Origin of the sequence: Burkholderia sp. Bp9140 (assembly GCF_003853425.1) — a bacterium.
Classification (GTDB): domain Bacteria; phylum Pseudomonadota; class Gammaproteobacteria; order Burkholderiales; family Burkholderiaceae; genus Burkholderia.
In genome coordinates this window covers 36,815-57,733 of sequence record NZ_QTPQ01000045.1, presented here as the reverse complement: position 1 = coordinate 57,733, position 20,919 = coordinate 36,815, and the positions used below count along the sequence as shown (strand labels likewise).

Genomic DNA, 20,919 nt, shown 5'->3' with positions numbered 1-20,919 from the left:
CTCGCTCACGTTAATGGGGCTTGAAGCGCACCCGCTCCGGCGGCTGCTTGAACGTGCCAAGCTGCGTCCAGACGGGCATGCCGAGGAAGAACGCGAAGTAGATCAGCGCGCAGCCCTGCGCAATCAGCGTCGCGACCGGCGATGGCGGCCGCGTGCCGAGGAACGCGAGGATCAGGAACGCCGCGACGAAGATCCCGAGGAACACCTTGTGGAACAGCGGCCGGTAGCGGATCGACTTCACCGGGCTGCGGTCGAGCCACGGCAGGAAGAACAGCGTGATCACCGCCGAGCCCATCACGACGACGCCCCAGAACTTCGATTCCGTCAGGAACATGAACACGACGATCGCCGCGGCCAGCACCGGCAGCCCGACCTTCCACTTGCCGCGCGCGCGGATCAGCGCCAGCACGCCGAGCAGCGCGATCACGATCATCAGCACGATCTTGAACGGGTCGGTGGTCGCACGCAGCATCGCGTAGAACGCGGTGAAGTACCAGACCGGCGCGATCTCCGGCGGCGTCTGCAGCGGGTTCGCCGGGATGAAGTTGTTCGACTCGAGGAAGTAGCCGCCCATCTCCGGCGCGAAGAACACGATCAGCGCGAACACCATCAGGAACACGCAGACGCCGAAGAAATCGTGCACCGAGTAGTACGGATGGAACGGGATGCCGTCGAGCGGAATGCCGTTCGCGTCCTTCTTCGCCTTGATCTCGATGCCGTCCGGGTTATTTGACCCCACTTCGTGCAGCGCGACGAGGTGCGCGATCACGAGGCCGATCAGCACGAGCGGAATCGCGATCACGTGGAACGCGAAGAAGCGGTTCAGCGTGACGTCCGACACCACGTAGTCGCCGCGGATCCACAACGACAGGTCGGGGCCGACGAACGGGATCGCCGAGAACAGGTTCACGATCACCTGCGCGCCCCAGAACGACATCTGGCCCCACGGCAGCAGGTAGCCGAAGAACGCCTCGGCCATCAGGCACAGAAAGATCGCGCAGCCGAAGATCCACACGAGTTCGCGCGGCTTGCGGTACGACCCGTACATCAGCCCGCGGAACATGTGCAGGTACACGACGACGAAGAACATCGATGCGCCGGTCGAGTGCAGGTAGCGGATCAGCCAGCCCCACGGCACCTCGCGCATGATGTACTCGACCGACGCGAACGCGAGCACCGAGTCGGGCTTGTAGTTCATCGTCAGGAAGATGCCCGTGACGATCTGGTTGACGAGCACCAGCAGCGCGAGCGAGCCGAAGAAGTACCAGAAGTTGAAGTTCTTCGGCGCGTAGTACTCGGAAACGTGCTTCTTCCAGGTGGACGTGAGCGGGAAGCGCTGGTCGATCCAGCCGGTGAGACCTGTCGTGGAGACTTCCTTGTTGTCGGCCATCACGCTTCTCCTTTCTCGTCCTTGCCGATCACGAGGGTCGTCGCCGACGTGAACATGTAGGGCGGGATGTCGAGATTCTGAGGCGCCGGCTTGTTCTTGAACACGCGGCCGGCGAGGTCGTAGGTCGAACCGTGGCACGGGCACAGGAAGCCGCCCGGCCAGTCGTCCGGCAGGTTCGGCTGCGGCCCCGGCGTGAAGCGTTGGCTAGGCGTGCAGCCGAGGTGCGTACACACGGCCATCACGACGAGAATGTTCTTGCGATCGGCCCGCGCGCGATATTCGTTCGCGCAATACGCGGGCAACGGCATCGAATACGGGGATTTCGTGGTCGGATCGGCCACTTCCTTGTCGGCCTTGACCACATCGGCCAGCATCGAATCGGTACGATTCAGGATCCAGACGGGCTTGCCGCGCCACGGCACCGTGACCATTTCGCCCGGCTTCAGGCCGCTGATGTCGACCTCGACCGGTGCACCGGCCGCTTTCGCTTTCGCGGACGGCGCAAGCGACGCCGCGAAAGGTATGACGGTGGCTACGCCTCCCACGCCACCTGCTACGGATGTCGCAATCAGCCAGGTACGGCGGCCGCTGTCGACGCGTTTCTCTTCCTTGTCTCGCATCACACGCCCCACTTCTGAGTTGGATTTTCCGTCACGACTTTCCATTCCGCCGCTAGTTTGCTCGAATGGAGTCGCCATTTACAAGGCCCGGAGATGAAAATCCCTTCGAAGTAATTGATAGTCAAGGGTTTTCCCCCACTATCGGAGCAATTAAATCATTTCACTTTTAAGCGTTCGCTACATTGCGAAGTTTCGGTGCGCTGCCGCAAATCCGTCGTTCAGACCGGATTATGAATATCGATAAAAAGGTGTTCGATATCGAATTCTTCGGACAAGTGGTGCCCAAGCGCCTGGATTCCGTAGCGTTCGGTCGCATGGTGCCCTGCCGCAACGAACGCGACGCCGCTCTCGGCCGACGCGTGCGTGACCGGTTCCGACACCTCGCCGGTCAGGAACACGTCGGCGCCGGCCTCGATCGCCGCATCGAAATAGCTCTGCGCGGCGCCCGTGCACCACGCGATGCGGCGCAGCTGCATCTCCGGATCGCCGAGCACGAGCGGCGTGCGGCCAAGGGTGTTCTCCACCTTCGCGACGAAGTGCTCGAGCGTGACGGGCATCGGCAGCGTGGCCATCCAGCCGAGGTCGCCGTCGCCGAAACGCTGTTCGCCGATCAGTCCGAGCTTCTCGCCGAGCTGCGCGTTGTTGCCGAACTCGGGATGCGCGTCGAGCGGCAGGTGGAACGCGAACAGGTTCAGGTCGTTCGCGAGCAGCAGCTTCAGGCGCCGGTACTTGCGGCCCGTGATCTGCGGCGCCTCGTTGCGCCAGAAATAGCCGTGGTGGACGAGTACCGCATCCGCCCCCCATTCGAGCGCGGCTTCGAGGAAGGCTACCGACGCCGTCACGCCGGTGGCGATCTTCTCGATCTTGCGGCGCCCCTCGACCTGCAGGCCGTTCGGGCAATAGTCCTTGAAGCGCGCGATTTCAAGGGTATTGTTCAAGTACAATTCGAGTTCGATCCGATCCATATAAACCTCTAATCCATTCAGATGCTTAGACGCTTCTGGCTGTTCTTCGCGCAGGCGGTGACCGTACTGCTCGCGCTGATGTTCATCGTCGTGACGCTCAAGCCGCAATGGCTGCAACGGCAAGGACAGCTCGGCAAGCAGCTCGCCACGCCGATCGTCGCGCTGCGGGAAGTCGCGCCGGGCATCGGCGGTGCCCCGGCGACCACCTCGTATGCCGAGGCCGCGCAAAAGGCGATGCCCGCCGTCGTCAACGTCTTCTCCAGCAAGGACGGCTCGCTGCCGCCCGATCCGCGCGCGAAGGATCCGCTGTTCCGCTACTTCTTCGGCGACCGCAACGCCCGCAAGCAGCAGGACGAACCCGCCGCCAACCTCGGCTCCGGCGTTATCGTGAGCCCGGAAGGTTACATTCTAACGAACCAGCACGTCGTGGACGGCGCCGATCAGATCGAGGTTGCGCTCGCCGACGGCCGCACGGCCACCGCGAAGGTGATCGGCATCGACCCCGAAACCGACCTCGCCGTGCTGAAGATCAACATGACGAACCTGCCGACGATCACGCTCGGCCGCTCGGACCAGTCGCGGGTCGGCGACGTCGTGCTCGCGATCGGCAACCCGTTCGGCGTCGGCCAGACGGTCACGATGGGGATCATCAGCGCGCTCGGCCGCAATCACCTCGGCATCAACACGTTCGAGAACTTCATCCAGACCGACGCGCCGATCAACCCCGGCAACTCGGGCGGCGCGCTGGTCGACGTGAACGGCAACCTGCTCGGCATCAACACGGCGATCTACTCGCGCTCGGGCGGCTCGCTCGGCATCGGCTTCGCGATCCCCGTGTCGACCGCGCGCACCGTGCTCGAAAGCATCATCACGACGGGCTCGGTCACGCGCGGCTGGATCGGCGTCGAGCCGCAGGACGTCACGCCGGAGATCGCCGAGTCGTTCGGGCTCCAGCAGAAGTCGGGCGCGATCGTCGCGGGCGTGCTGCAGGGCGGCCCGGCCGACAAGGCCGGCATCAAGCCGGGCGACATCCTCGTGAGCGTGAACGGCGACGAAATCACCGATACGACGAAGCTGCTGAACACCGTCGCGCAGATCAAGCCGGGCACAGCGACCAAGGTGCACGTCGTGCGCAAGGGCAAGGAGTTCGACGTGAACGTCGTGATCGGCAAGCGCCCGCCGCCGCCGAAGCAGACGCTCGACGAACAGGACAGCGACAGCGAGTGACGTCCGGCAGGCGGTGCCTATGCACCGCTTGCAGGCAGACGGAAATGAAAAGGGCAGCCCGTTTTGAGCTGCCCTTTTGCTTTGCATCGAAGCGCTTTCACCGCGGTGACGCCGCGTTCGCCCTCACCGGCTGCTCGTTCCCGTCACCTGTCGTGCTTCAACGATGCGGAGGGGGCATCGACGGTGGCCATCCTGCCGGCCAACGCGCGCCGCGCCTTCGTCAACTCGCGGCGCCGTTCTCCGCCTCGGGTTCTGCCGCCGGCTTCGGCACGAAGAACCGCGCGGCCAGCAGCCCGATCTCGAACAGCACGATGAGCGGCAGCGCGAGCATCAGCTGCGAGAAGACGTCCGGCGGCGTGACGACCGCCGCGATGACGAACGCGCCGACGATCACGTACGGCCGCATCTCCTTCAGCTTCTTCAGCGTCAGCACGCCCATCCGGACGAGCAGCACGACGACGATCGGCACCTCGAACGTCACCCCGAATGCGATGAACATCCCGAGTACGAAGCTCAGGTAGTTGTCGATGTCGGTCGACATCTCCGCGCCGAGCGGCGCGTTATAGTGCGCCATCACGCGGAAGATCGTCGGGAACACGAGGAAGTACGCGAATGCCATCCCGCCCAGGAACAGGACGTAGCTGCTGCCGACGAGCGGCACGACGAGCTTCTTCTCGTGCTGGTACAGGCCCGGTGCGACGAACGCCCAGATCTGGTACAGCACGACCGGCAACGCGATCACGAGCGCGACGAGCATCGTGACCTTCATCGGCACGAAGAACGAACCGGTGACGTCGGTCACGATCATCCTGCCGCCCTTCGGCAGGTTTTCCATCAGCGGCCGCGCGAGCAGCCGGAAGATGTCGGGCGCCCAGTACACGAGCCCGAGGAACACGACGATCACGGCCAGCCCCGCGCGAATGATGCGATCGCGAAGCTCGACGAGATGGGAAATGAAGGTTTCTTCCGGGGCGTCGCCCGGATTCTGCTGGGGGTCGCTCACACCGGCCCTCGGTAGGATTGACGAGCGAGCATGCGCTCGGCTCAGAAGAAGCGCGTCGGCCGGCGCAGGCTGGCCGGCTGATGGCGCGCGACACGTGCGGCGCCCGACTGCACGTGCGTGCGGCGGGTCGTCGCGCGCTTGTACCAGACAGGCGTCGCCGCCTGCTTCACACGCCAGTTGCGACGCTTCGACGCGAGCGCGGCCGTGCTGCCGCGCCACGACGGCGCCGCGGGCGTGTCGGAGCCGTACGTGCCGGCATCGACCGAGCCTTCGTTAAGGCCGCCGACCGCGGAATTCCACGTGTCGTTCAGTTCCTTCTCATGCTCGCGCAGGTTGTCGTGAATCGTCGTCTCGACATTGCGCGCGGCCGACTCGAAATCGGTCTTCATCGTCCGCAACGCGTCGAGTTCGATTTCGCGCGAGACCTCGGCCTTCACGTCGTTGATGTACCGCTGCGCGCGGCCGAACAATGCGCCCGCCGTGCGCGCGACGCGCGGCAGGCGCTCGGGGCCGAGCACCACGAGCGCGACGACGCCGATCAGCGCCATCTTCGAAAGACCAAGATCCAGCATCGCGAATGCCTGTCAGCGTGCCGGCGTTACGCCTTGTTCGAGTCGGAACGCGTCGTTTCCTTCGCGTTGACGTCGACCGAGCCCGAGCGCGGCAGTTGCTGCGCGTCCGCCGGCGTCTCGCCTTCCTTCATGCCGTCCTTGAAACCCTTCACGGCGCTGCCGAGGTCGTTGCCGATGTTGCGCAGCTTCTTCGTACCGAAAACCAGCGCGACGATCAGCAGCACGATCAGCCAGTGCCAAATGCTCAATCCACCCATGATGAAACCTCTCCTCAACCACGCCGCGTCGCGGCGCAAATCGCCGGCGGCACGCCGGCTTCGACTATCGATGCGGGGAAACGCCCCGCCGCGTCAACCCATCCGCAGCCACGGGCGCGGGCCGGCCAGGATATGCGCGTGCAGGTGGTAGACCTCCTGCCCGCCGCCGGGGCCCGTGTTGATCACCGTGCGAAAACCGGTTTCGCCGTCCGTGTAGGCGACGCCGAGCTGGTCGGCCAGACGCGCGACGAGCAGCATCAGCCGGCCGAGCATCGGCACATCGTCCTCGCTCGCCGCCGACAGCGTCGGCAGGTGCCGGCGCGGAATCACGAGCACGTGCGTCTCGGCCGCCGGGCGGATGTCGCGGAACGCGACGAATTCGTCGTCCTCGTGCACCTTCGTGCTCGGGATCTCGCCCGCCGCGATCTTGCAGAACAGGCAATTCGGATCGTGACTCATGTTGCTCCTGCGAAACGCCCGCGCGCCGGTCAGAACCAGGCCTGCGGATCGAGCGTCTTGTTGTCGTTCAGGTACAGCCAACCCTTGATGATACGGTACAGCGTCCAGATCCATGTGACAAACATGATGACGAATCCCACCACCACGAACATCAGCGCGAAGCCGATCACATACGCAATCAGCGCGCGCCAGAACGTGCGAATCTGCCACTCGAAATGATCGGCATACGGCGTGCCGGCCACATCGCCGCGCTTCACGTAGTTGATGATGATCGCGATGATGCCGGTGACGCCGCCCGTCAGCCAATGAATCGCGTAGAGGCCGTACAGCACGTGCGTCAGCGTGCGCAAACCGTTCAGCCGCTCGGCGTCCGCTGCGTCCGGCACCGACGGCGTCGGAAACTGGCTCGGCGTATCGGTCATGATGCTACCCCCGTTAGATGACAATTCTTACAGCTTACCGCACTGTTGCCGGCGCGGCAGGCCGTCTGCCGTCACCCGCCGTTTTCCTCGCGCTCGCGGCGCTTGCGCAGCGCCTTTTCCTCGATGCCCGACAGCCCTTCGCGGCGCTCGAGTTCGGCGATCACGTCGGCCGGGCTCAGGTCGAAATGCGACAGCATCACCAGGCAGTGGAACCACAGATCGGCCACCTCGCCGACCAGCGCCGTCGGCGCGCCGCCCTGGCGCACGTCCTTCGCGGCCAGCACGACTTCGGTCGCCTCTTCGCCGATCTTCTTCAGCACCGCGTCGTCGCCCTTGTGGAACAGGCGCGACACGTACGATTGTTCAGGGTCGCCGCCCTTGCGGCTATCGATCACGGCCGCGAGGCGCAGCAGCGTGTCTTCGGTCGATTGCGTCATTTGTAGATGTGTTCGGGATCTTTCAGCACCGGCTCGACCGCGACCCAGTCGCCGGTGTCCACGGGGCCTTCGAATTTCTGGAAGAAGCACGAATGCCGGCCGGTGTGGCACGCGATGCCCGACACCTGCTCGACCTTCAGCAGCACGACGTCCTCGTCGCAGTCGAGCCGCACCTCGTGCACGTGCTGCACGTGGCCCGACTCCTCGCCCTTGAACCACAGGCGCTTGCGCGAACGTGAATAGTAGACCGCGCGCCGCGTCTCGATCGTCTTCGCCAGTGCCTCGCGGTTCATCCACGCGAACATCAGCACGTCGTTCGTCGACGCTTCCTGCGCGATCACCGGCACGAGGCCGTTGTCGTCCCAGCGGACCTTGTCGAGCCACGCGGGCAGGGATTTCGTTTCGGTATTCATCACAGCCTCACCGGGATGCCCTGGTCGGCCATGAAGCGCTTCGCCTCGCCGACCGTGTGCTCGCCGTAGTGGAAGATGCTCGCGGCCAGCACCGCATCGGCGCGGCCGTCCTTGATGCCGTCCGCGAGGTGCTGCAGCGAACCGACGCCGCCCGACGCGATCACCGGCACCGGCACCGCGTCCGACACGCCGCGCGTGAGCGCGAGGTCGAAGCCCGACTTCGTGCCGTCGCGGTCCATGCTCGTGAGCAGGATCTCGCCCGCGCCGAGCTCGGCCATCTTGCGCGCCCATTCGATCGCGTCGAGGCCCGTGTTCTTGCGGCCGCCGTGCGTGAAGACTTCCCAGCGCGGCGTCTCGCCGTCAGCCGACACGCGCTTCGCGTCGATCGCGACGACGATGCACTGCGAGCCGTACTTGTCGGCCGCGTCACGCACGAGCTGCGGGTTGGCGACCGCCGACGAATTCATGCTGACCTTGTCCGCGCCGGCATTCAACAGGCGCCGCACGTCCTCGACGGCGCGCACGCCGCCGCCGACGGTCAGCGGAATGAAGACCTGCGACGCGACGGCTTCGATGATCGGCAGGATCAGGTCGCGCTGGTCGGAGGTCGCGGTGATGTCGAGGAACGTCAGTTCGTCGGCGCCCTGGTCGTCGTAGCGGCGGGCGATTTCGACGGGGTCGCCGGCATCGCGCAGTTCGACGAAGTTGACGCCCTTGACGACACGCCCGGCAGTCACGTCCAGGCAGGGGATGATGCGTTTAGCTAGAGCCATGATGTTGCGCCAAATGCCGCGATGGGACGGCCGGTTACGGAAGCCTCGCGCGAGGCTTCCGGTCGGGGCCGCCTGCTGGCAGCCCCGGCGAACGGAACGACCGCGCTTACGCGTTGTCGAGTTCGCCGTTCAGTTCGTCCGCGCGCTTTTGCGCGGCCGCGAAATCGAGATCGCCGGAGTAGATCGCACGGCCGCAGATCACGCCTTCGACGCCATGTTCCTCCACTTCGCAGAGGTTCTCGATGTCGGTGAGGTTCGACAGCCCGCCGCTGGCAATCACCGGAATGCCGACCGCCTGCGCGAGCTTCACGGTCGCCTCGATGTTGATGCCCTGCAGCATCCCGTCGCGGCCGATGTCCGTATAGACGATCGATTCGACGCCGTAGTCCTCGAACTTCCGCGCGAGATCGATCACCTCGTGGCCCGTCAGCTTGCTCCAGCCGTCGGTCGCAACCTTGCCGTCCTTCGCATCGAGGCCGACGATGATGTTGCCCGCGAACGCGGTGCACGCGTCCTGCAGGAAGCCCGGATCCTTCACGGCCGCCGTGCCGATGATCACGTAGGAAAGGCCGGCGTCGAGATACTTCTCGATCGTCTCGAGGCTGCGGATGCCGCCGCCGAGCTGCACGGGGATTTCGTCGCCGACTTCGTCGAGGATCGCTTCGATCGCCTCGAGATTCTTCGGCTTGCCGGCGAACGCGCCGTTCAGGTCGACCAGATGCAGTCGCCGGGCGCCGAGATCGACCCACTTGCGGGCCATCGCCGCCGGGTCCTCGGAGAAAATCGTGGCCTGGTCCATATCGCCTTGTTTGAGGCGCACACACTGACCGTCTTTGAGATCGATGGCCGGAATCAGCAACATAGCAATCGGGTGTCGTCGTGGAAAAAGAAAAGAATCCGGCGCGTACCGGCCAAACCGGTGTCGCGCCGTCTCGCTAGTTTAGTACAACTCTTTCGGCGCATAAGCGCGCGAGCCCTGCAACGCGGGCCTCTCCGGCCCGCCCACTGTGGCACGCACGCGACGTTTACGGCTTCCAGTGTACGAAGTTGCGATACAGACGCAACCCGACCTCCGCGCTTTTCTCGGGGTGGAATTGGGTCGCGAAGAGATTGTCCCGCGCGACCGCGGACGTAAACGGCGCGCCGTATGCCGTTTCGCCGACCGTGTGCGCCGGGTTGTCCGGCTTCACGTAATAGCTGTGTACGAAGTAGAAATACGCGTCGTCGGGCACGCCGTCCCACAGCGGGTGCGGCTGCGACTGGCGCACGCGGTTCCAGCCCATCTGCGGGACCTTGAAGCGCGAGCCGTCGTCCTGCAGCTGGCCGTCGAGCTCGAAGCGCACGACCTTGCCGGGCAACAGGCCCAGGCCCTTCGTGTCGCCTTCCGCGCTCCAGTCGAACAGCATCTGCTCGCCGACGCACACGCCGAGCAGCGGCTTCGTGCGCGACGCCTCGATCACCGCTTCCTGCAGCCCCGATTCGCCGAGGCAGCGCATGCAGTCCGGCATCGCGCCCTGGCCGGGCAGCACGACGCGGTCGGCCGCGCGAATCGCGGCCGGCGTGTCGACGATCGCCACGTCGGCGGCCGGTTCGGCCTTCTTGAGCGCCTGCGCGACCGAGCGCAGGTTGCCCATCCCATAATCCACAATCGCAATCGAAGTTTTCATCTCAGTGCAGGCAGTAGCGCCCTCAGTCCATTGACGATGAATTCCACCGCCAGCGCCGACAGCATCAGACCCATCAGCCGCGTGGCGATGTTGATGCCCGTGCGGCCGATCCAGTTCGCGATCGGCTCGGCGAGCCGCATCGCGAAGAAACACAGCACAGCCAGGACCCCGCCGATCGCGACCAGCCCGGCCCGCTCATACCAGTGATGCGAGTTCGCCGCATAGATGATCACCGTGCTGATCGAGCCGGGGCCCGTGAGCAGCGGAATCGCCAGCGGCACGACCGCGATGTTGTCCTTCAGCTCGGCCTCGTGGCGCTCCTCCGGCGTCGATCGCGTGTTGCCGATCTGCGCGTTCAGCATGTTGATCGCCATCAGCAACATGATGATCCCGCCGCCCACTTCAAGGGAGCCGACCGAAATGCCGAAGAAGTTGATGATCTGCTGCCCGAGCAGCGTCGTCACCGTCATCACGCAGAACACCGACACCGACGCGATCCGGATCGTGCGGCGCCGCTCGTCGTCCGTCTGCTGCGCCGTCAGGCTCAGGAAGAACGGCACCGCGCCGACCGGGTTGATCAGCGCCAGCAGCGAAATGAACGATTTGAGCAGATCCATCGCAAGCCGGCGCGCCGCGCCGAAGCCGTGAGGTTGTCCTTGACGTCCTGTCCGTTCGAAAGTTAGAGACTGCCCTTGGTCGACGGAATCTGCCCCGCCGCGCGCTCGTCGAGCTCCACCGCCGCGCGCAGTGCGCGGCCGAAAGCCTTGAACACCGTTTCGAGCTGATGGTGCGCGTTGATCCCGCGCAGGTTATCGATGTGCAGCGTGACGCCCGCGTGGTTCACGAACCCGCGGAAGAATTCGATCGACAGGTCGACGTCGAACGTGCCGATCCGCGCGCGCGTGAACGGCACGTGGAATTCGAGACCCGGCCGGCCCGAGAAGTCGATCACGACGCGCGACAGCGCCTCGTCGAGCGGCACGTACGAATGGCCGTAGCGGCGGATGCCCTTCCTGTCGCCGATCGCCTTCGCGACGGCCTGACCGAGCGTGATGCCGACGTCCTCGACCGTATGGTGGTCGTCGATATGCGTGTCGCCATGCGCCTCGACCTCGAGATCGACCAGACCATGTCGCGCGATCTGGTCGAGCATATGGTCGAGAAACGGCACGCCGGTGGCCAGCTTCTGCCGGCCCGTACCGTCGAGATCGAGCTTCACACGGATCTGCGTTTCGCTGGTATTGCGAACGACTTCCGCCACACGCATGGCAATTCCTTGAATGAGTCTGATGTAAATGGGGATTGATCGTCGCGCGCCGCCGCGCCCTGGGCTCAACCGGGCAGCGCGAGTTTCAAGGCAGCCAGCAGGCGCGCGTTTTCGTCGGGAGAACCGACGGTCAGCCGCACGCATTCGGCCAGCAATGGATGCATTTTACTCACGTTTTTGACCAGCACCCGCTCGGTGAGCAGCGCATCGAACACGGCCGCCGCGTCCGGCACGCGCACCAGCAGGAAATTGCCGGCGCTCGGGAACACCGTCGCGCCCGGCAGCGCGGCCACGGCCTGCGCGAGGCGCGTGCGTTCCGCACGCAACTCGGCCGCCTGCGCATCGAGCACGTCGAGGTGGTCGAGCAGGAAATCGGCGGTTGCCTGGGTCAGCACGTTGATGTTGTACGGCGGGCGCACCTTGTCAAACTCGGTCAGCCACGCGGGCAGCCCGGCAAGATAGCCGAGGCGGATCCCCGCGAGGCCGAGCTTCGACACCGTGCGCATCACGACGACGTTGTCGAACTCGGCGGCGCGCGGCAGCCACGAGCGCTCCGCGAACGGCTGGTACGCCTCGTCGATCACGATCAGGCTGTGCCGTGCGGCCGCGATGATCCGCTCGACGTCGGCTTCGTCGTACAGCGTGCCGGTCGGGTTGTTCGGGTACGCGAGGTAGACGATCGCGGGCCGGTGCTCGGCGATCGCCGCGATCATCGCGTCGGCGTCGAGCGTCAGGTCGGCCTTGAGCGGCACGCCGACGAATTCGAGCTGCGCGAACTTCGCGGACAGTTCGTACATCACGAAGCCCGGCACCGGCGCGAGCACCTTCGCGCCCGGCTTTGCGCACGCCACCGACATCATGCTGATGATTTCGTCCGAGCCGTTGCCGAGCAGCACGTCGCACGCGGCCGGCACGCCCATCGCGCGGCGCAGCTTGTCGAGCAGCGCGCCCGGGCGCGGCGCCGGATAGCGGTTCAGCGCGACCTGCGCGAGGCGCTCGCCGAGCGCCGCCGCGAGCGGCGCGGGCAGCGAATACGGGTTCTCCATCGCGTCGAGCTTCACGAACCCGCTCGCGTCGGGCACCGGGTAGCTCGTCATCGCGAGCACGTCGCGGCGGATGATGTCTTGTGGCGTCGTCATGGTCTCAAGCCGGCGTGCTTCGCGCCGGCGTCAAATGGTCTCGGCAAGGCGGCGGCTGCCGCCCCGCGCGGGGTCTCCTCGTCGACGGAGACCGATGCGTCGGCATCGGCTCCGGCGCGTGTCACCCCTTCATCCGGAGTTCGGCGCTGCGCGCGTGCGCCTGCAGCCCTTCGCCGTACGCGAGCTCGGAGGCGATCTCGCCGAGCGTCTGCGCACCTTCGGCGCTGACCTCGATCAGGCTCGAGCGCTTGATGAAGTCGTACACGCCGAGCGGCGACGAGAAGCGCGCGGTGCGCGACGTCGGCAGCACGTGGTTCGGGCCCGCGCAGTAGTCGCCGAGGCTTTCGCTCGTGTAGCGGCCGAGGAAGATCGCGCCGGCATGACGGATCTGCTGGCCCCATTGCTGCGGCTCCAGCGCGGAAATCTCGAGGTGCTCGGGCGCGATGTCGTTCGCGATCCGGCACGCTTCGGCCATGTCGCGCACCTTGATCAACGCGCCGCGGCCTTCGAGCGACGCGCGGATCACGTCCTGGCGCGGCATCGTCGGCAGCAGTTCGTCGATCGCCTTCTCGACGCGCGCGAGGAACGCGGCATCCGGGCACAGCAGGATCGATTGCGCGAGCTCGTCGTGTTCGGCCTGCGAGAACAGGTCCATCGCCACCCAGCTCGGATCGGTCGTGCCGTCGCACAGCACGAGGATTTCCGACGGGCCGGCGATCATGTCGATGCCGACCGTGCCGAACACGCGGCGCTTCGCCGATGCGACGTACGCATTGCCGGGCCCGCAGATCTTGTCGACGGCCGGCACGGTTTCGGTGCCGTACGCGAGCGCACCGACTGCCTGCGCGCCGCCGATCGTGAACACGCGATCGACGCCGCCGAGCAGCGCCGCGGCGAGCACGAGGTCGTTCCTCACGCCGTCCGGGGTCGGGACCACCATCACGATCTCGCCGACGCCCGCCACACGCGCGGGAATCGCGTTCATCAGCACGGACGACGGATAGGCGGCCTTGCCGCCCGGCACGTAAAGGCCGACGCGGTCGAGCGGCGTGACCTTCTGGCCGAGCACCGTGCCGTCGCTTTCCGTGTACTGCCAGCTATGGGTGCCGCACTCGATCTTCTGCTTCTCGTGGTACGCACGCACGCGTGCGGCGGCGGCTTCCAGCGCCGCGCGCGCCTTCGGCGCGAGGCCGTCGAGCGCCGTCTGCAGCGCGTCCTGCGGGAGTTCGAGCGCCGCGATGCTGCTCGCGTCCAGCCGGTCGAAGCGGTTCGTGTACTCGAGCACCGCGGCGTCGCCGCGCGACTTCACGTCGGCGAGAATCTTCGCGACCGATTGCTCGATCGCGCCGTCCTCGCTCGCCTCGAACGCGAGCACCGCACGCAGCGCGGCGTCGAAGCCGTCGCTCGTCGAATCGAGTTTGCGGATGGTGATGGCCATGGGAGTTCCGTTACGGTGATGCGCTCAGTTGCCATTCTGCGACGCGCGTTCGAACGCGTCGAGAATCGGCTTGAGCGCCGCGCGCTTCAACTTCAGCGCAGCCTGGTTCACGACGAGGCGCGACGAGATCGCCATGATCTCCTCGACCTCGACCAGATTGTTCGCCTTCAGCGTGCCGCCCGAGCTGACGAGGTCGACGATCGCGTCGGCCAGCCCGACCAGCGGCGCCAGCTCCATCGAGCCGTACAGCTTGATCAGGTCGACGTGCACGCCCTTCGCGGCGAAGTGTTCGCGTGCCGTTTCGACGTACTTGGTCGCGACCCGCAGGCGCGCGCCCTGGCGCACCGCGTTCGCGTAGTCGAAGCCGGCCGGCACGGCCACCGACATCCGGCAGCGCGCAATGTTCAGATCGATCGGCTGGTACAGGCCCGAGCCGCCGTGCTCGACCAGCACGTCCTTGCCGGCCACGCCGAAATCGGCCGCGCCGTATTCGACATAGGTCGGCACGTCGCTCGCGCGCACGATGATCACGCGCAGGTTCGGATCGGTCGTCGGCAGGATCAGCTTGCGCGACGTTTCCGGATCCTCGGCCACCTGCACGCCGGCGGCCGCCAGCAGCGGCAGGGTTTCCTCGAAAATCCGGCCCTTCGACAGGGCGAGGGTCAGCGGCGCGGTCATGCTTGGCTCCCGGAGAGGCGGCGCACGTTCGCGCCGACGGCGGTCAGTTTGGTTTCCATGCGGTCGTAGCCGCGGTCCAGGTGATAGATGCGGTCGACGAGCGTTTCGCCTTCGGCGCGCAGCCCGGCGATCACGAGGCTCGCCGACGCACGCAGGTCGGTCGCCATCACGGTCGCGCCGGACAGCTTGTCGACGCCGGTCACGCGTGCCGTGTTGCCGTCGATCGTGATGTTCGCGCCGAGCCGGTTCAGTTCCTGCACGTGCATGAAGCGGTTCTCGAAGATCGTCTCGACGACCTGCGCGGTGCCCGTCGCGACCGAATTGAGGGCCATGAACTGCGCCTGCATGTCGGTCGGGAACGCCGGGTATTCCGACGTGCGGATCGTCACCGCCGACGGCCGGCGGTCCATCTTCACGCGCAGCCAGCTGTCGCCTTCCTCGATCGACACGCCGGCCTCGCGCAGCTTGTCGATCACCGCGTCGAGGATGTGCGGACGCACGCCCGTCAGCATCACGTCGCCGCCCGCCGCCGCGACCGCGCACAGGAACGTGCCGGCCTCGATGCGGTCGGGAATCACCGAATGGCGCGCGCCGTGCAGCCGCTCGACGCCCTGGATCACGAGGCGGTCGGTGCCGATCCCGTCGATTTTCGCGCCCATCGCGACCAGCAAGTGCGCGAGATCGCTCACTTCCGGCTCGCGCGCCGCGTTCTCGATCACCGTCTCGCCGTCGGCCAGCGTCGCGGCCATCAGCAGGTTTTCCGTCCCCGTCACCGTGATCATGTCGGTCACGATGCGCGCGCCCTTCAGGCGCTTCGCGCGGGCCTCGATGAAGCCGTGCTCGATGCTGATCTCGGCGCCCATCGCCTGCAGGCCCTTGATGTGCTGGTCGACCGGACGCGCGCCGATCGCGCAGCCGCCCGGCAGCGACACCTTCGCCTCGCCGAAGCGCGCGAGCAGCGGCCCGAGCACGAGGATCGACGCGCGCATCGTCTTGACGAGCTCGTACGGCGCGACGAGGTTGTCGACGCGCGACGCGTCGAGCTGCACGCGGCAGCCGTCCGTTTCGCTCTTCACGCCCATCTGGTTCAGTACCTTCAGCGTGGTGCGCACGTCCTTCAGGTTCGGCACGTTGTCGAGCTCGACCGGCTCGGCGCTGAGCAGCCCCGCGCACAGGATCGGCAGCGCGGCGTTCTTCGCGCCCGACACGACGATCTCGCCCGACAGCCGGCGACCGCCTTCGATCACCAGCTTGTCCATCCCATGTCCTTGCGATTCCCCGTTGACGGCCGGGTGTGCCGTGGCGACGCTCTGGACGGCATCGCGCTCGTTGACGGTGACTTGCACTCAGTGGTTCCGGTTATGCGTTCTGCCATTCGGCGGGCGTCAGCGTCTTCATGCTGAGCGCGTGGATTTCCTGCTTCATGCGATCGCCGAGCGCCGCATAGACGAGCTGGTGCCGCTGGATCGGCCGCTTGCCTTCGAAGGCCGCCGACACGATCGTCGCGAAGAAATGCTGGCCGTCGCCTTCGACTTCCAGATGAGTGCAGGCGAGACCGCCGGCGATGTATTGCTTGACCTGTTCGGGAGTCGGCAACATGAGGGGCTCCTGTCGGCGCGCGCCGCCCGTGGCGGCCGCCGCCGTCGATATCAATGACGCAGTTTGTAGCCGGTCGCGAGCAGCCGCATCGCGAACACCGCGAGCAGCACGAAGAAACCGGTGACGATCGCGAGGCTCGCGAGCGGGTTGATGTCGGACGCGCCGAAGAACCCGTAACGGAAGCCGTCGATCATGTAGAAAAACGGGTTGAGACGCGAGATCTCGCGCCACACGGGCGGCAGCGAGTGCGTCGAATAGAACACGCCGGACAGGAACGTCAGCGGCATGATCAGGAAGTTCTGGAACGCGGCGAGCTGGTCGAACTTCTCGGCCCAGATCCCGGCGATCAGCCCGAGCGTGCCGAGGATCGCCGAGCCGAGCAGCGCGAACGCGATGATGAACAACGGCGCCGCGAAATGCATCGGGATAAACCAGATCGTCACGACGAACACGCCCGTGCCGACCGCGAGCCCGCGCACGACCGATGCGAGCATGTACGCGCCGAAGATGTCGCGGTACGACAGCGGCGGCAGCAGCATGAAGACGAGGTTGCCGGTGATCTTCGACTGGATCAGCGACGACGAGCTGTTCGCGAACGCATTCTGCAGCACGCTCATCATCACGAGGCCGGGCACGAGAAAGCTCACGTACTCGACGCCCGGATACACCTCGACGCGGCCCGACAGCGCGTGGCCGAAGATCGTCAGATACAGCAGCGCCGTCACGATCGGCGCGCATACCGTCTGGAACGACACCTTCCAGAAGCGCAGGAGTTCCTTGTAGAACAGCGTTTGAAAACCGCTTCCCGTCACTCGCCCGACAGCGCCGGGTTCAGGAGTTTGGCGGGAACGGGGGGGCTGCGCCCCCCCGAGCGAACGCAGTTCGCGTGGGGGTTGTTTATTCATGCCAGCCCCTCGACGACTTCTGCCCCGTTCATCACCTGGACGAACACATCTTCGAGGTCGGCCTTGCGGACCTCGATCTCGTCGAACGTGCAACCCGCCGCGCGGCACTGCGCGAGGATACGCTCGACATCGTCGTAGTTCGACAGGCGCAGCAGGTGCTCGCCCGGCGCGCGCGCGGCCGGATCGGTCTCCAGCCCGCGCAGCTCGGCGGGCAGCGCGCCCGTTGCGAGCCGCAGGTACAGCTGCAGCCCCGCGAAACGGCGCAGCAGCGCGTCGGTGCGATCGAGCGCGACGACTTCACCGCGACGCAGCATCGCGATGCGGTCGCACAGCGACTCGGCTTCCTCGAGGTAATGGGTGGTCAGGACGATCGTGTGGCCCTCGCGGTTCAGCCGCGAGATGAATTTCCACAGCGTCTGGCGCAGTTCGACGTCGACGCCGGCGGTCGGCTCGTCGAGCACGATCACGGGCGGCCGGTGCACGAGCGCCTGCGCGACCAGCACGCGGCGCTTCATCCCGCCCGACAGCGCACGCATGTTCGCGTCGGCCTTCTCGGTGAGGTCGAGATTGGCCATCACTTCGTCGATCCAGTCGTCGTTACGACGCAGCCCGAAGTAGCCGGACTGGATCCGCAGCGTCTCGCGAACGGTGAAGAACGGGTCGAACACGAGTTCCTGGGGCACGACGCCGAGCGCGCGGCGCGCACCCCGGAAGTCCTTGACGACGTCGTGGCCGAGCACCGAGATGCTGCCTTCATCGGCCCGGGCGAGCCCGGCGAGAATACTGATGAGCGTGGTCTTGCCTGCGCCGTTCGGGCCGAGCAGACCGAAAAACTCGCCTTCCTCGACCGACAGGCTGACGCCCTTGAGCGCCTGAAGCGATTTGTAGCGCTTCCTGACGTGACGGATTTCTATGGCTGACATGACTGTGCGCGGCGCAAGGGCCGCGACGCCTATTCTGTGCTTGCTGCGAATGAAAATGGGGGCCGGACGCCGATTGGCTGCCCCGCAAAACGCTTGATTATAGGGCAAACCGGCTGGTGGGGCCGGCGCCGGAGGCGCGCGGCCTGAAGCGTGCGCGCGCCGGCTGGCGCGGCGGGCTTCGGTCGGACAGGGTCAATGTCGCCCGGTGCCTTCGATGAGCGCGTCGACGCCGTAGGCGCTCGCGAGGCTGGCGAGCTTCGGGGGAAGATTGAGGATGTCGAGCGCCGCACCGCGCGCTTTCGCGGCACGTTGCCATGCGAGCAGCACGGCGAGCGCGGACGAATCGAACTGCGTCAGCGCCGCGCAATCGACGGCGGTGGCACCCGCGTCGATGCGCGTGAGACCGTCCGCGAGCGCGGACTTCGCGCTCGCGACGGTCAGCGAGGAGCTGGCTGCGAAGCCGCTCACGACGCCTGCTTGCCGGCGGCAAGTTCCTGGTTGCGTTGCGTCAGGAACTTGATCAGGCCGTCCACGCCGCTTTGCTGGATCTTCTCGTTGAACTGCTGCTGGTACGTCTGGATCAGCCACGCGCCGAGCACGTTCAGGTCATACACCTTCCAGCCGTTGGCCGTCTTGTACAGGCGGTAGTCGATCTGGACCGGCTGGCCGTTGTTCATCGCGACCGTCTTCACGACGACGTCGGTGTCGGCCGGATCGGCGCGGAACGGCGGGTACTGGATCTGCTGGTCCGGCTTCAGCTGCGCGAGCGCGCCCGAATACGTGCGGATCAGCAGCAGCTTGAACTGCTCCTGAACCTGCTGCTGCTGCTCGGCCGACGCCGCGCGCCAGTTGCGGCCCATCGCGAGCTGCGTCGTGCGGCGGAAATCGGTGTACGGCAGGATGTCCTTGTTGACGATCGTGATGATGCGGTTGGTGTCGCCCTGCTTGATCGTCTGCTGCTTGACCTCGTCGAGCACCTGCTGCGTCGCCGTCTTGATCAGCACCTGCGGGTTCGACTGGTCGACTTGCGCGTGAGCTGCGCTGCCGAACGAGAACAGCGCCGCGAAAACAGGGATCAGGAACAGTTTTTTCATCATGGAGACCTGCATGAAGAGTCGATGCGAAGGTTGGAGCCGGTAGCTTACGCGCAAGTTCGCGCGCGCTACCGACTGAATCGTTTCCGGCTGTAACGAATGTAAGCGGGTCAGTGCAGCTTGATGCTCGGGAAGCGGAACCCGCCCGGTGCGGGCGGCGTCATCTGCATGGCCGGCACGTTCGTTGCACTCGCCGGGTTCGGCGATTCGGCACTGCCCGACGCCGGTACGGCAACGGCCGCGCCCGATGCGCCGGCCGGTGCCGTCGCCCCGCCGACTGCCGCCGCGCCCGCCGTACCGGCCGCGCCGGCTGCCGCTGGTGCCGCGCCGTCGTCCGGCAGGTCGTACTTCGGCAGCGCATCGTTGCTCGACGTCGTCGAGGCCTCGCCGCGCGCGTTGTCGATCAGCATCTGGCGGCGCTGCAGGTACGCGTTGCGCACGAACGAATACTTGTCGAGCGCCGCGGCATCCAGCACGTCACCCGCGCCGAGCAGGTTCGCGCGCGTGTTGACGAGGTTCACGCCGAACAGGCCCCAGCTCAGGCCGTCCGGCTTCACGTAGGTGAGCGGGTTGCCGACGTAGTCGACGCCGAGGCCTGCCGTGTCGCGCAGCGTGCTCGGGCCGAGCAGCGGCAGCACGAGGTATGGGCCCGACGGCATGCCGTAGCGGCCCATCGTGATCCCGAAGTCGGCGGTATGCTTCGGCAGTTTCGCGATCGTCGCGACGTCGAACAGGCCGCCGACGCCGAACACCGTGTTGATCACGACGCGCATGATGTCGCCGACGCCGTCCGCGATCCGCAGCTGCACGATGTTGTTCGCCGCGATGTAAACGTCGCCGATGTTCGAGAAGAAGTTCGTCACGCTGTCGCGCACCGGCTGCGGCACCACGTACTGGTAGCCCTTCGCAACCGGCTTCAGCGCATACGTGTCGACCGTGTCGTTGAACTTGTACATCGACCGGTTGAAGCCTTCGAGCGGATCGCCCTTGGTCGGCGTCTGCACGGTCGCGCAACCGCTCAACGCGGCGACTGCTGCCACGGCGAGCGCGGCGTGCCTGATGCGGATCGTCTGCATGGTCATTACCCTCTTGTCTTGCTCTCGTGTGGTTATTGGGCGGGCGACGCGGACACCGCGGACGCCGGCACCGCGACCGGTGCGGGCGCGGCCGGCGCGGCCGATGCGCCGGCTGCCGGCTTCGCGCCGCCCGCGTCGGCCGCCTTGCTGTACAGGAACTGGCCGATCAGGTTCTCGAGCACGATTGCCGACTGCGTCATCGTGATCGTGTCGCCCGCCTTCAGCATTTCGGTGTCGCCGCCCGGATCGAGGCCGATGTACTGCTCGCCGAGCAGGCCGGACGTCAGGATCTTCGCCGAAGAATCCTTCGGGAACGGGTATTGGCCGTCGACGTCGATCGTCACGAGCGCCTGATACGTATTGGTGTCGAAGCCGATCGCCTTCACGCGGCCAACCACGACGCCCGCGCTCTTCACGGCCGCGCGCGGCTTCAGCCCGCCGATGTTGTCGAATTTCATCCTCACCGAGTAGGTCGGCTGAAACGACAGCGAGCTCATGTTGCCGACCTTGAGCGCCAGGAACAGCACCGCAAGGAAGCCCACCACCACGAACAGGCCGACCCAGAAGTCGAGAGCAGTCTTTTTCATCGTCATCC

At 66.1% G+C, this 20,919-nt stretch carries 27 protein-coding genes; 1 reads left to right on the top strand and 26 read right to left on the bottom strand.

Features of this window, described 5'->3' with window-relative positions; translation table 11 throughout:
- Positions 1–10: 10 nt before the first annotated feature.
- From DIE21_RS30650 to DIE21_RS30640, 3 genes are all read right to left on the bottom strand, one after another.
- On the bottom strand, positions 11–1,393 hold the full coding sequence (locus DIE21_RS30650) for a cytochrome bc complex cytochrome b subunit (RefSeq protein WP_124501189.1): 1,383 nt from the start codon (positions 1,391–1,393) through the stop codon (positions 11–13).
- Complete coding sequence (gene petA / locus DIE21_RS30645; protein ID WP_034209785.1) at positions 1,390–2,010, bottom strand: ubiquinol-cytochrome c reductase iron-sulfur subunit; 621 nt, start codon at positions 2,008–2,010, stop codon at positions 1,390–1,392. Before petA ends, DIE21_RS30650 begins: the two co-directional genes overlap by 4 nt.
- Before the next feature lie 218 nt (positions 2,011–2,228).
- Positions 2,229–2,975, bottom strand: coding sequence for a Nif3-like dinuclear metal center hexameric protein (locus DIE21_RS30640; protein ID WP_124501188.1), 747 nt, complete (start codon positions 2,973–2,975; stop codon positions 2,229–2,231).
- 21 nt (positions 2,976–2,996) lie between these two features.
- Between DIE21_RS30640 and DIE21_RS30635 the strand changes: the two genes are divergently transcribed.
- On the top strand, positions 2,997–4,202 hold the full coding sequence (locus tag DIE21_RS30635) for a Do family serine endopeptidase (protein WP_124501187.1): 1,206 nt from the start codon (positions 2,997–2,999) through the stop codon (positions 4,200–4,202).
- Between the two features lie 220 nt (positions 4,203–4,422).
- Here the strand turns inward: DIE21_RS30635 and tatC are convergent, their stop codons facing one another.
- From tatC to mlaD, 23 genes are all read right to left on the bottom strand, one after another.
- On the bottom strand, positions 4,423–5,205 hold the full coding sequence (gene tatC / locus DIE21_RS30630; protein ID WP_124501186.1) for a twin-arginine translocase subunit TatC: 783 nt from the start codon (positions 5,203–5,205) through the stop codon (positions 4,423–4,425).
- Between the two features lie 41 nt (positions 5,206–5,246).
- Positions 5,247–5,777, bottom strand: a complete 531-nt coding sequence (tatB, locus tag DIE21_RS30625) for a Sec-independent protein translocase protein TatB (RefSeq protein ID WP_124501185.1) — start codon at positions 5,775–5,777, stop codon at positions 5,247–5,249.
- 26 nt (positions 5,778–5,803) lie between these two features.
- Positions 5,804–6,034: a Sec-independent protein translocase subunit TatA gene (gene tatA, locus DIE21_RS30620; RefSeq protein WP_034183658.1), complete on the bottom strand. Its 231-nt coding sequence runs from the start codon at positions 6,032–6,034 to the stop codon at positions 5,804–5,806.
- A gap of 93 nt (positions 6,035–6,127) precedes the next feature.
- Complete coding sequence (locus tag DIE21_RS30615; RefSeq protein WP_124501184.1) at positions 6,128–6,493, bottom strand: histidine triad nucleotide-binding protein; 366 nt, start codon at positions 6,491–6,493, stop codon at positions 6,128–6,130.
- A gap of 29 nt (positions 6,494–6,522) precedes the next feature.
- A complete protein-coding gene (locus DIE21_RS30610) occupies positions 6,523–6,915 on the bottom strand; it encodes a hypothetical protein (RefSeq protein ID WP_124501183.1) in 393 nt (130 codons plus the stop codon).
- Between the two features lie 71 nt (positions 6,916–6,986).
- Positions 6,987–7,352, bottom strand: coding sequence for a phosphoribosyl-ATP diphosphatase (locus DIE21_RS30605; RefSeq protein ID WP_044845953.1), 366 nt, complete (start codon positions 7,350–7,352; stop codon positions 6,987–6,989).
- Positions 7,349–7,765: a phosphoribosyl-AMP cyclohydrolase gene (hisI, locus tag DIE21_RS30600; RefSeq protein ID WP_124501182.1), complete on the bottom strand. Its 417-nt coding sequence runs from the start codon at positions 7,763–7,765 to the stop codon at positions 7,349–7,351. The genes DIE21_RS30605 and hisI overlap by 4 nt, the downstream gene beginning before the upstream one ends.
- Positions 7,765–8,538: an imidazole glycerol phosphate synthase subunit HisF gene (gene hisF, locus DIE21_RS30595; protein WP_011350732.1), complete on the bottom strand. Its 774-nt coding sequence runs from the start codon at positions 8,536–8,538 to the stop codon at positions 7,765–7,767. The genes hisI and hisF overlap by 1 nt, the downstream gene beginning before the upstream one ends.
- A gap of 106 nt (positions 8,539–8,644) precedes the next feature.
- On the bottom strand, positions 8,645–9,400 hold the full coding sequence (gene hisA, locus DIE21_RS30590; protein WP_124501181.1) for a 1-(5-phosphoribosyl)-5-[(5-phosphoribosylamino)methylideneamino]imidazole-4-carboxamide isomerase: 756 nt from the start codon (positions 9,398–9,400) through the stop codon (positions 8,645–8,647).
- A gap of 163 nt (positions 9,401–9,563) precedes the next feature.
- Positions 9,564–10,205, bottom strand: coding sequence for an imidazole glycerol phosphate synthase subunit HisH (hisH, locus tag DIE21_RS30585; RefSeq protein ID WP_057924765.1), 642 nt, complete (start codon positions 10,203–10,205; stop codon positions 9,564–9,566).
- A complete protein-coding gene (locus tag DIE21_RS30580) occupies positions 10,202–10,822 on the bottom strand; it encodes a MarC family protein (RefSeq protein WP_124501180.1) in 621 nt (206 codons plus the stop codon). The genes hisH and DIE21_RS30580 overlap by 4 nt, the downstream gene beginning before the upstream one ends.
- 62 nt (positions 10,823–10,884) lie before the next feature.
- Positions 10,885–11,472, bottom strand: a complete 588-nt coding sequence (gene hisB, locus DIE21_RS30575; RefSeq protein ID WP_011546606.1) for an imidazoleglycerol-phosphate dehydratase HisB — start codon at positions 11,470–11,472, stop codon at positions 10,885–10,887.
- Between the two features lie 65 nt (positions 11,473–11,537).
- Positions 11,538–12,611, bottom strand: a complete 1,074-nt coding sequence (gene hisC, locus DIE21_RS30570; RefSeq protein ID WP_124501179.1) for a histidinol-phosphate transaminase — start codon at positions 12,609–12,611, stop codon at positions 11,538–11,540.
- 121 nt (positions 12,612–12,732) lie between these two features.
- On the bottom strand, positions 12,733–14,049 hold the full coding sequence (hisD, locus tag DIE21_RS30565; RefSeq protein ID WP_124501178.1) for a histidinol dehydrogenase: 1,317 nt from the start codon (positions 14,047–14,049) through the stop codon (positions 12,733–12,735).
- 24 nt (positions 14,050–14,073) lie between these two features.
- Positions 14,074–14,727, bottom strand: coding sequence for an ATP phosphoribosyltransferase (hisG, locus tag DIE21_RS30560; RefSeq protein WP_006751807.1), 654 nt, complete (start codon positions 14,725–14,727; stop codon positions 14,074–14,076).
- On the bottom strand, positions 14,724–16,073 hold the full coding sequence (gene murA, locus DIE21_RS30555; protein WP_124501177.1) for a UDP-N-acetylglucosamine 1-carboxyvinyltransferase: 1,350 nt from the start codon (positions 16,071–16,073) through the stop codon (positions 14,724–14,726). Before murA ends, hisG begins: the two co-directional genes overlap by 4 nt.
- 13 nt (positions 16,074–16,086) lie before the next feature.
- Positions 16,087–16,326 (bottom strand): BolA family protein, encoded by a 240-nt coding sequence (locus DIE21_RS30550; RefSeq protein ID WP_006477131.1) that lies wholly within the window; start codon positions 16,324–16,326, stop codon positions 16,087–16,089.
- 50 nt (positions 16,327–16,376) lie between these two features.
- Positions 16,377–17,231, bottom strand: a complete 855-nt coding sequence (locus DIE21_RS30545) for an ABC transporter permease (protein WP_260432563.1) — start codon at positions 17,229–17,231, stop codon at positions 16,377–16,379.
- On the bottom strand, positions 17,228–18,154 hold the full coding sequence (locus DIE21_RS30540; protein WP_124501175.1) for an ABC transporter ATP-binding protein: 927 nt from the start codon (positions 18,152–18,154) through the stop codon (positions 17,228–17,230). The genes DIE21_RS30545 and DIE21_RS30540 overlap by 4 nt, the downstream gene beginning before the upstream one ends.
- A 192-nt stretch (positions 18,155–18,346) precedes the next feature.
- A complete protein-coding gene (locus DIE21_RS30535; RefSeq protein WP_124501174.1) occupies positions 18,347–18,622 on the bottom strand; it encodes a lipid asymmetry maintenance protein MlaB in 276 nt (91 codons plus the stop codon).
- Entirely contained in the window at positions 18,619–19,248 is a 630-nt protein-coding gene (locus DIE21_RS30530; protein WP_124501198.1) for a phospholipid-binding protein MlaC, read from the bottom strand. The genes DIE21_RS30535 and DIE21_RS30530 overlap by 4 nt, the downstream gene beginning before the upstream one ends.
- Before the next feature lie 110 nt (positions 19,249–19,358).
- A complete protein-coding gene (locus DIE21_RS30525) occupies positions 19,359–20,324 on the bottom strand; it encodes a VacJ family lipoprotein (RefSeq protein WP_124501197.1) in 966 nt (321 codons plus the stop codon).
- Between the two features lie 32 nt (positions 20,325–20,356).
- Positions 20,357–20,917: an outer membrane lipid asymmetry maintenance protein MlaD gene (gene mlaD / locus DIE21_RS30520; RefSeq protein WP_124501173.1), complete on the bottom strand. Its 561-nt coding sequence runs from the start codon at positions 20,915–20,917 to the stop codon at positions 20,357–20,359.
- Positions 20,918–20,919: the final 2 nt, after the last annotated feature.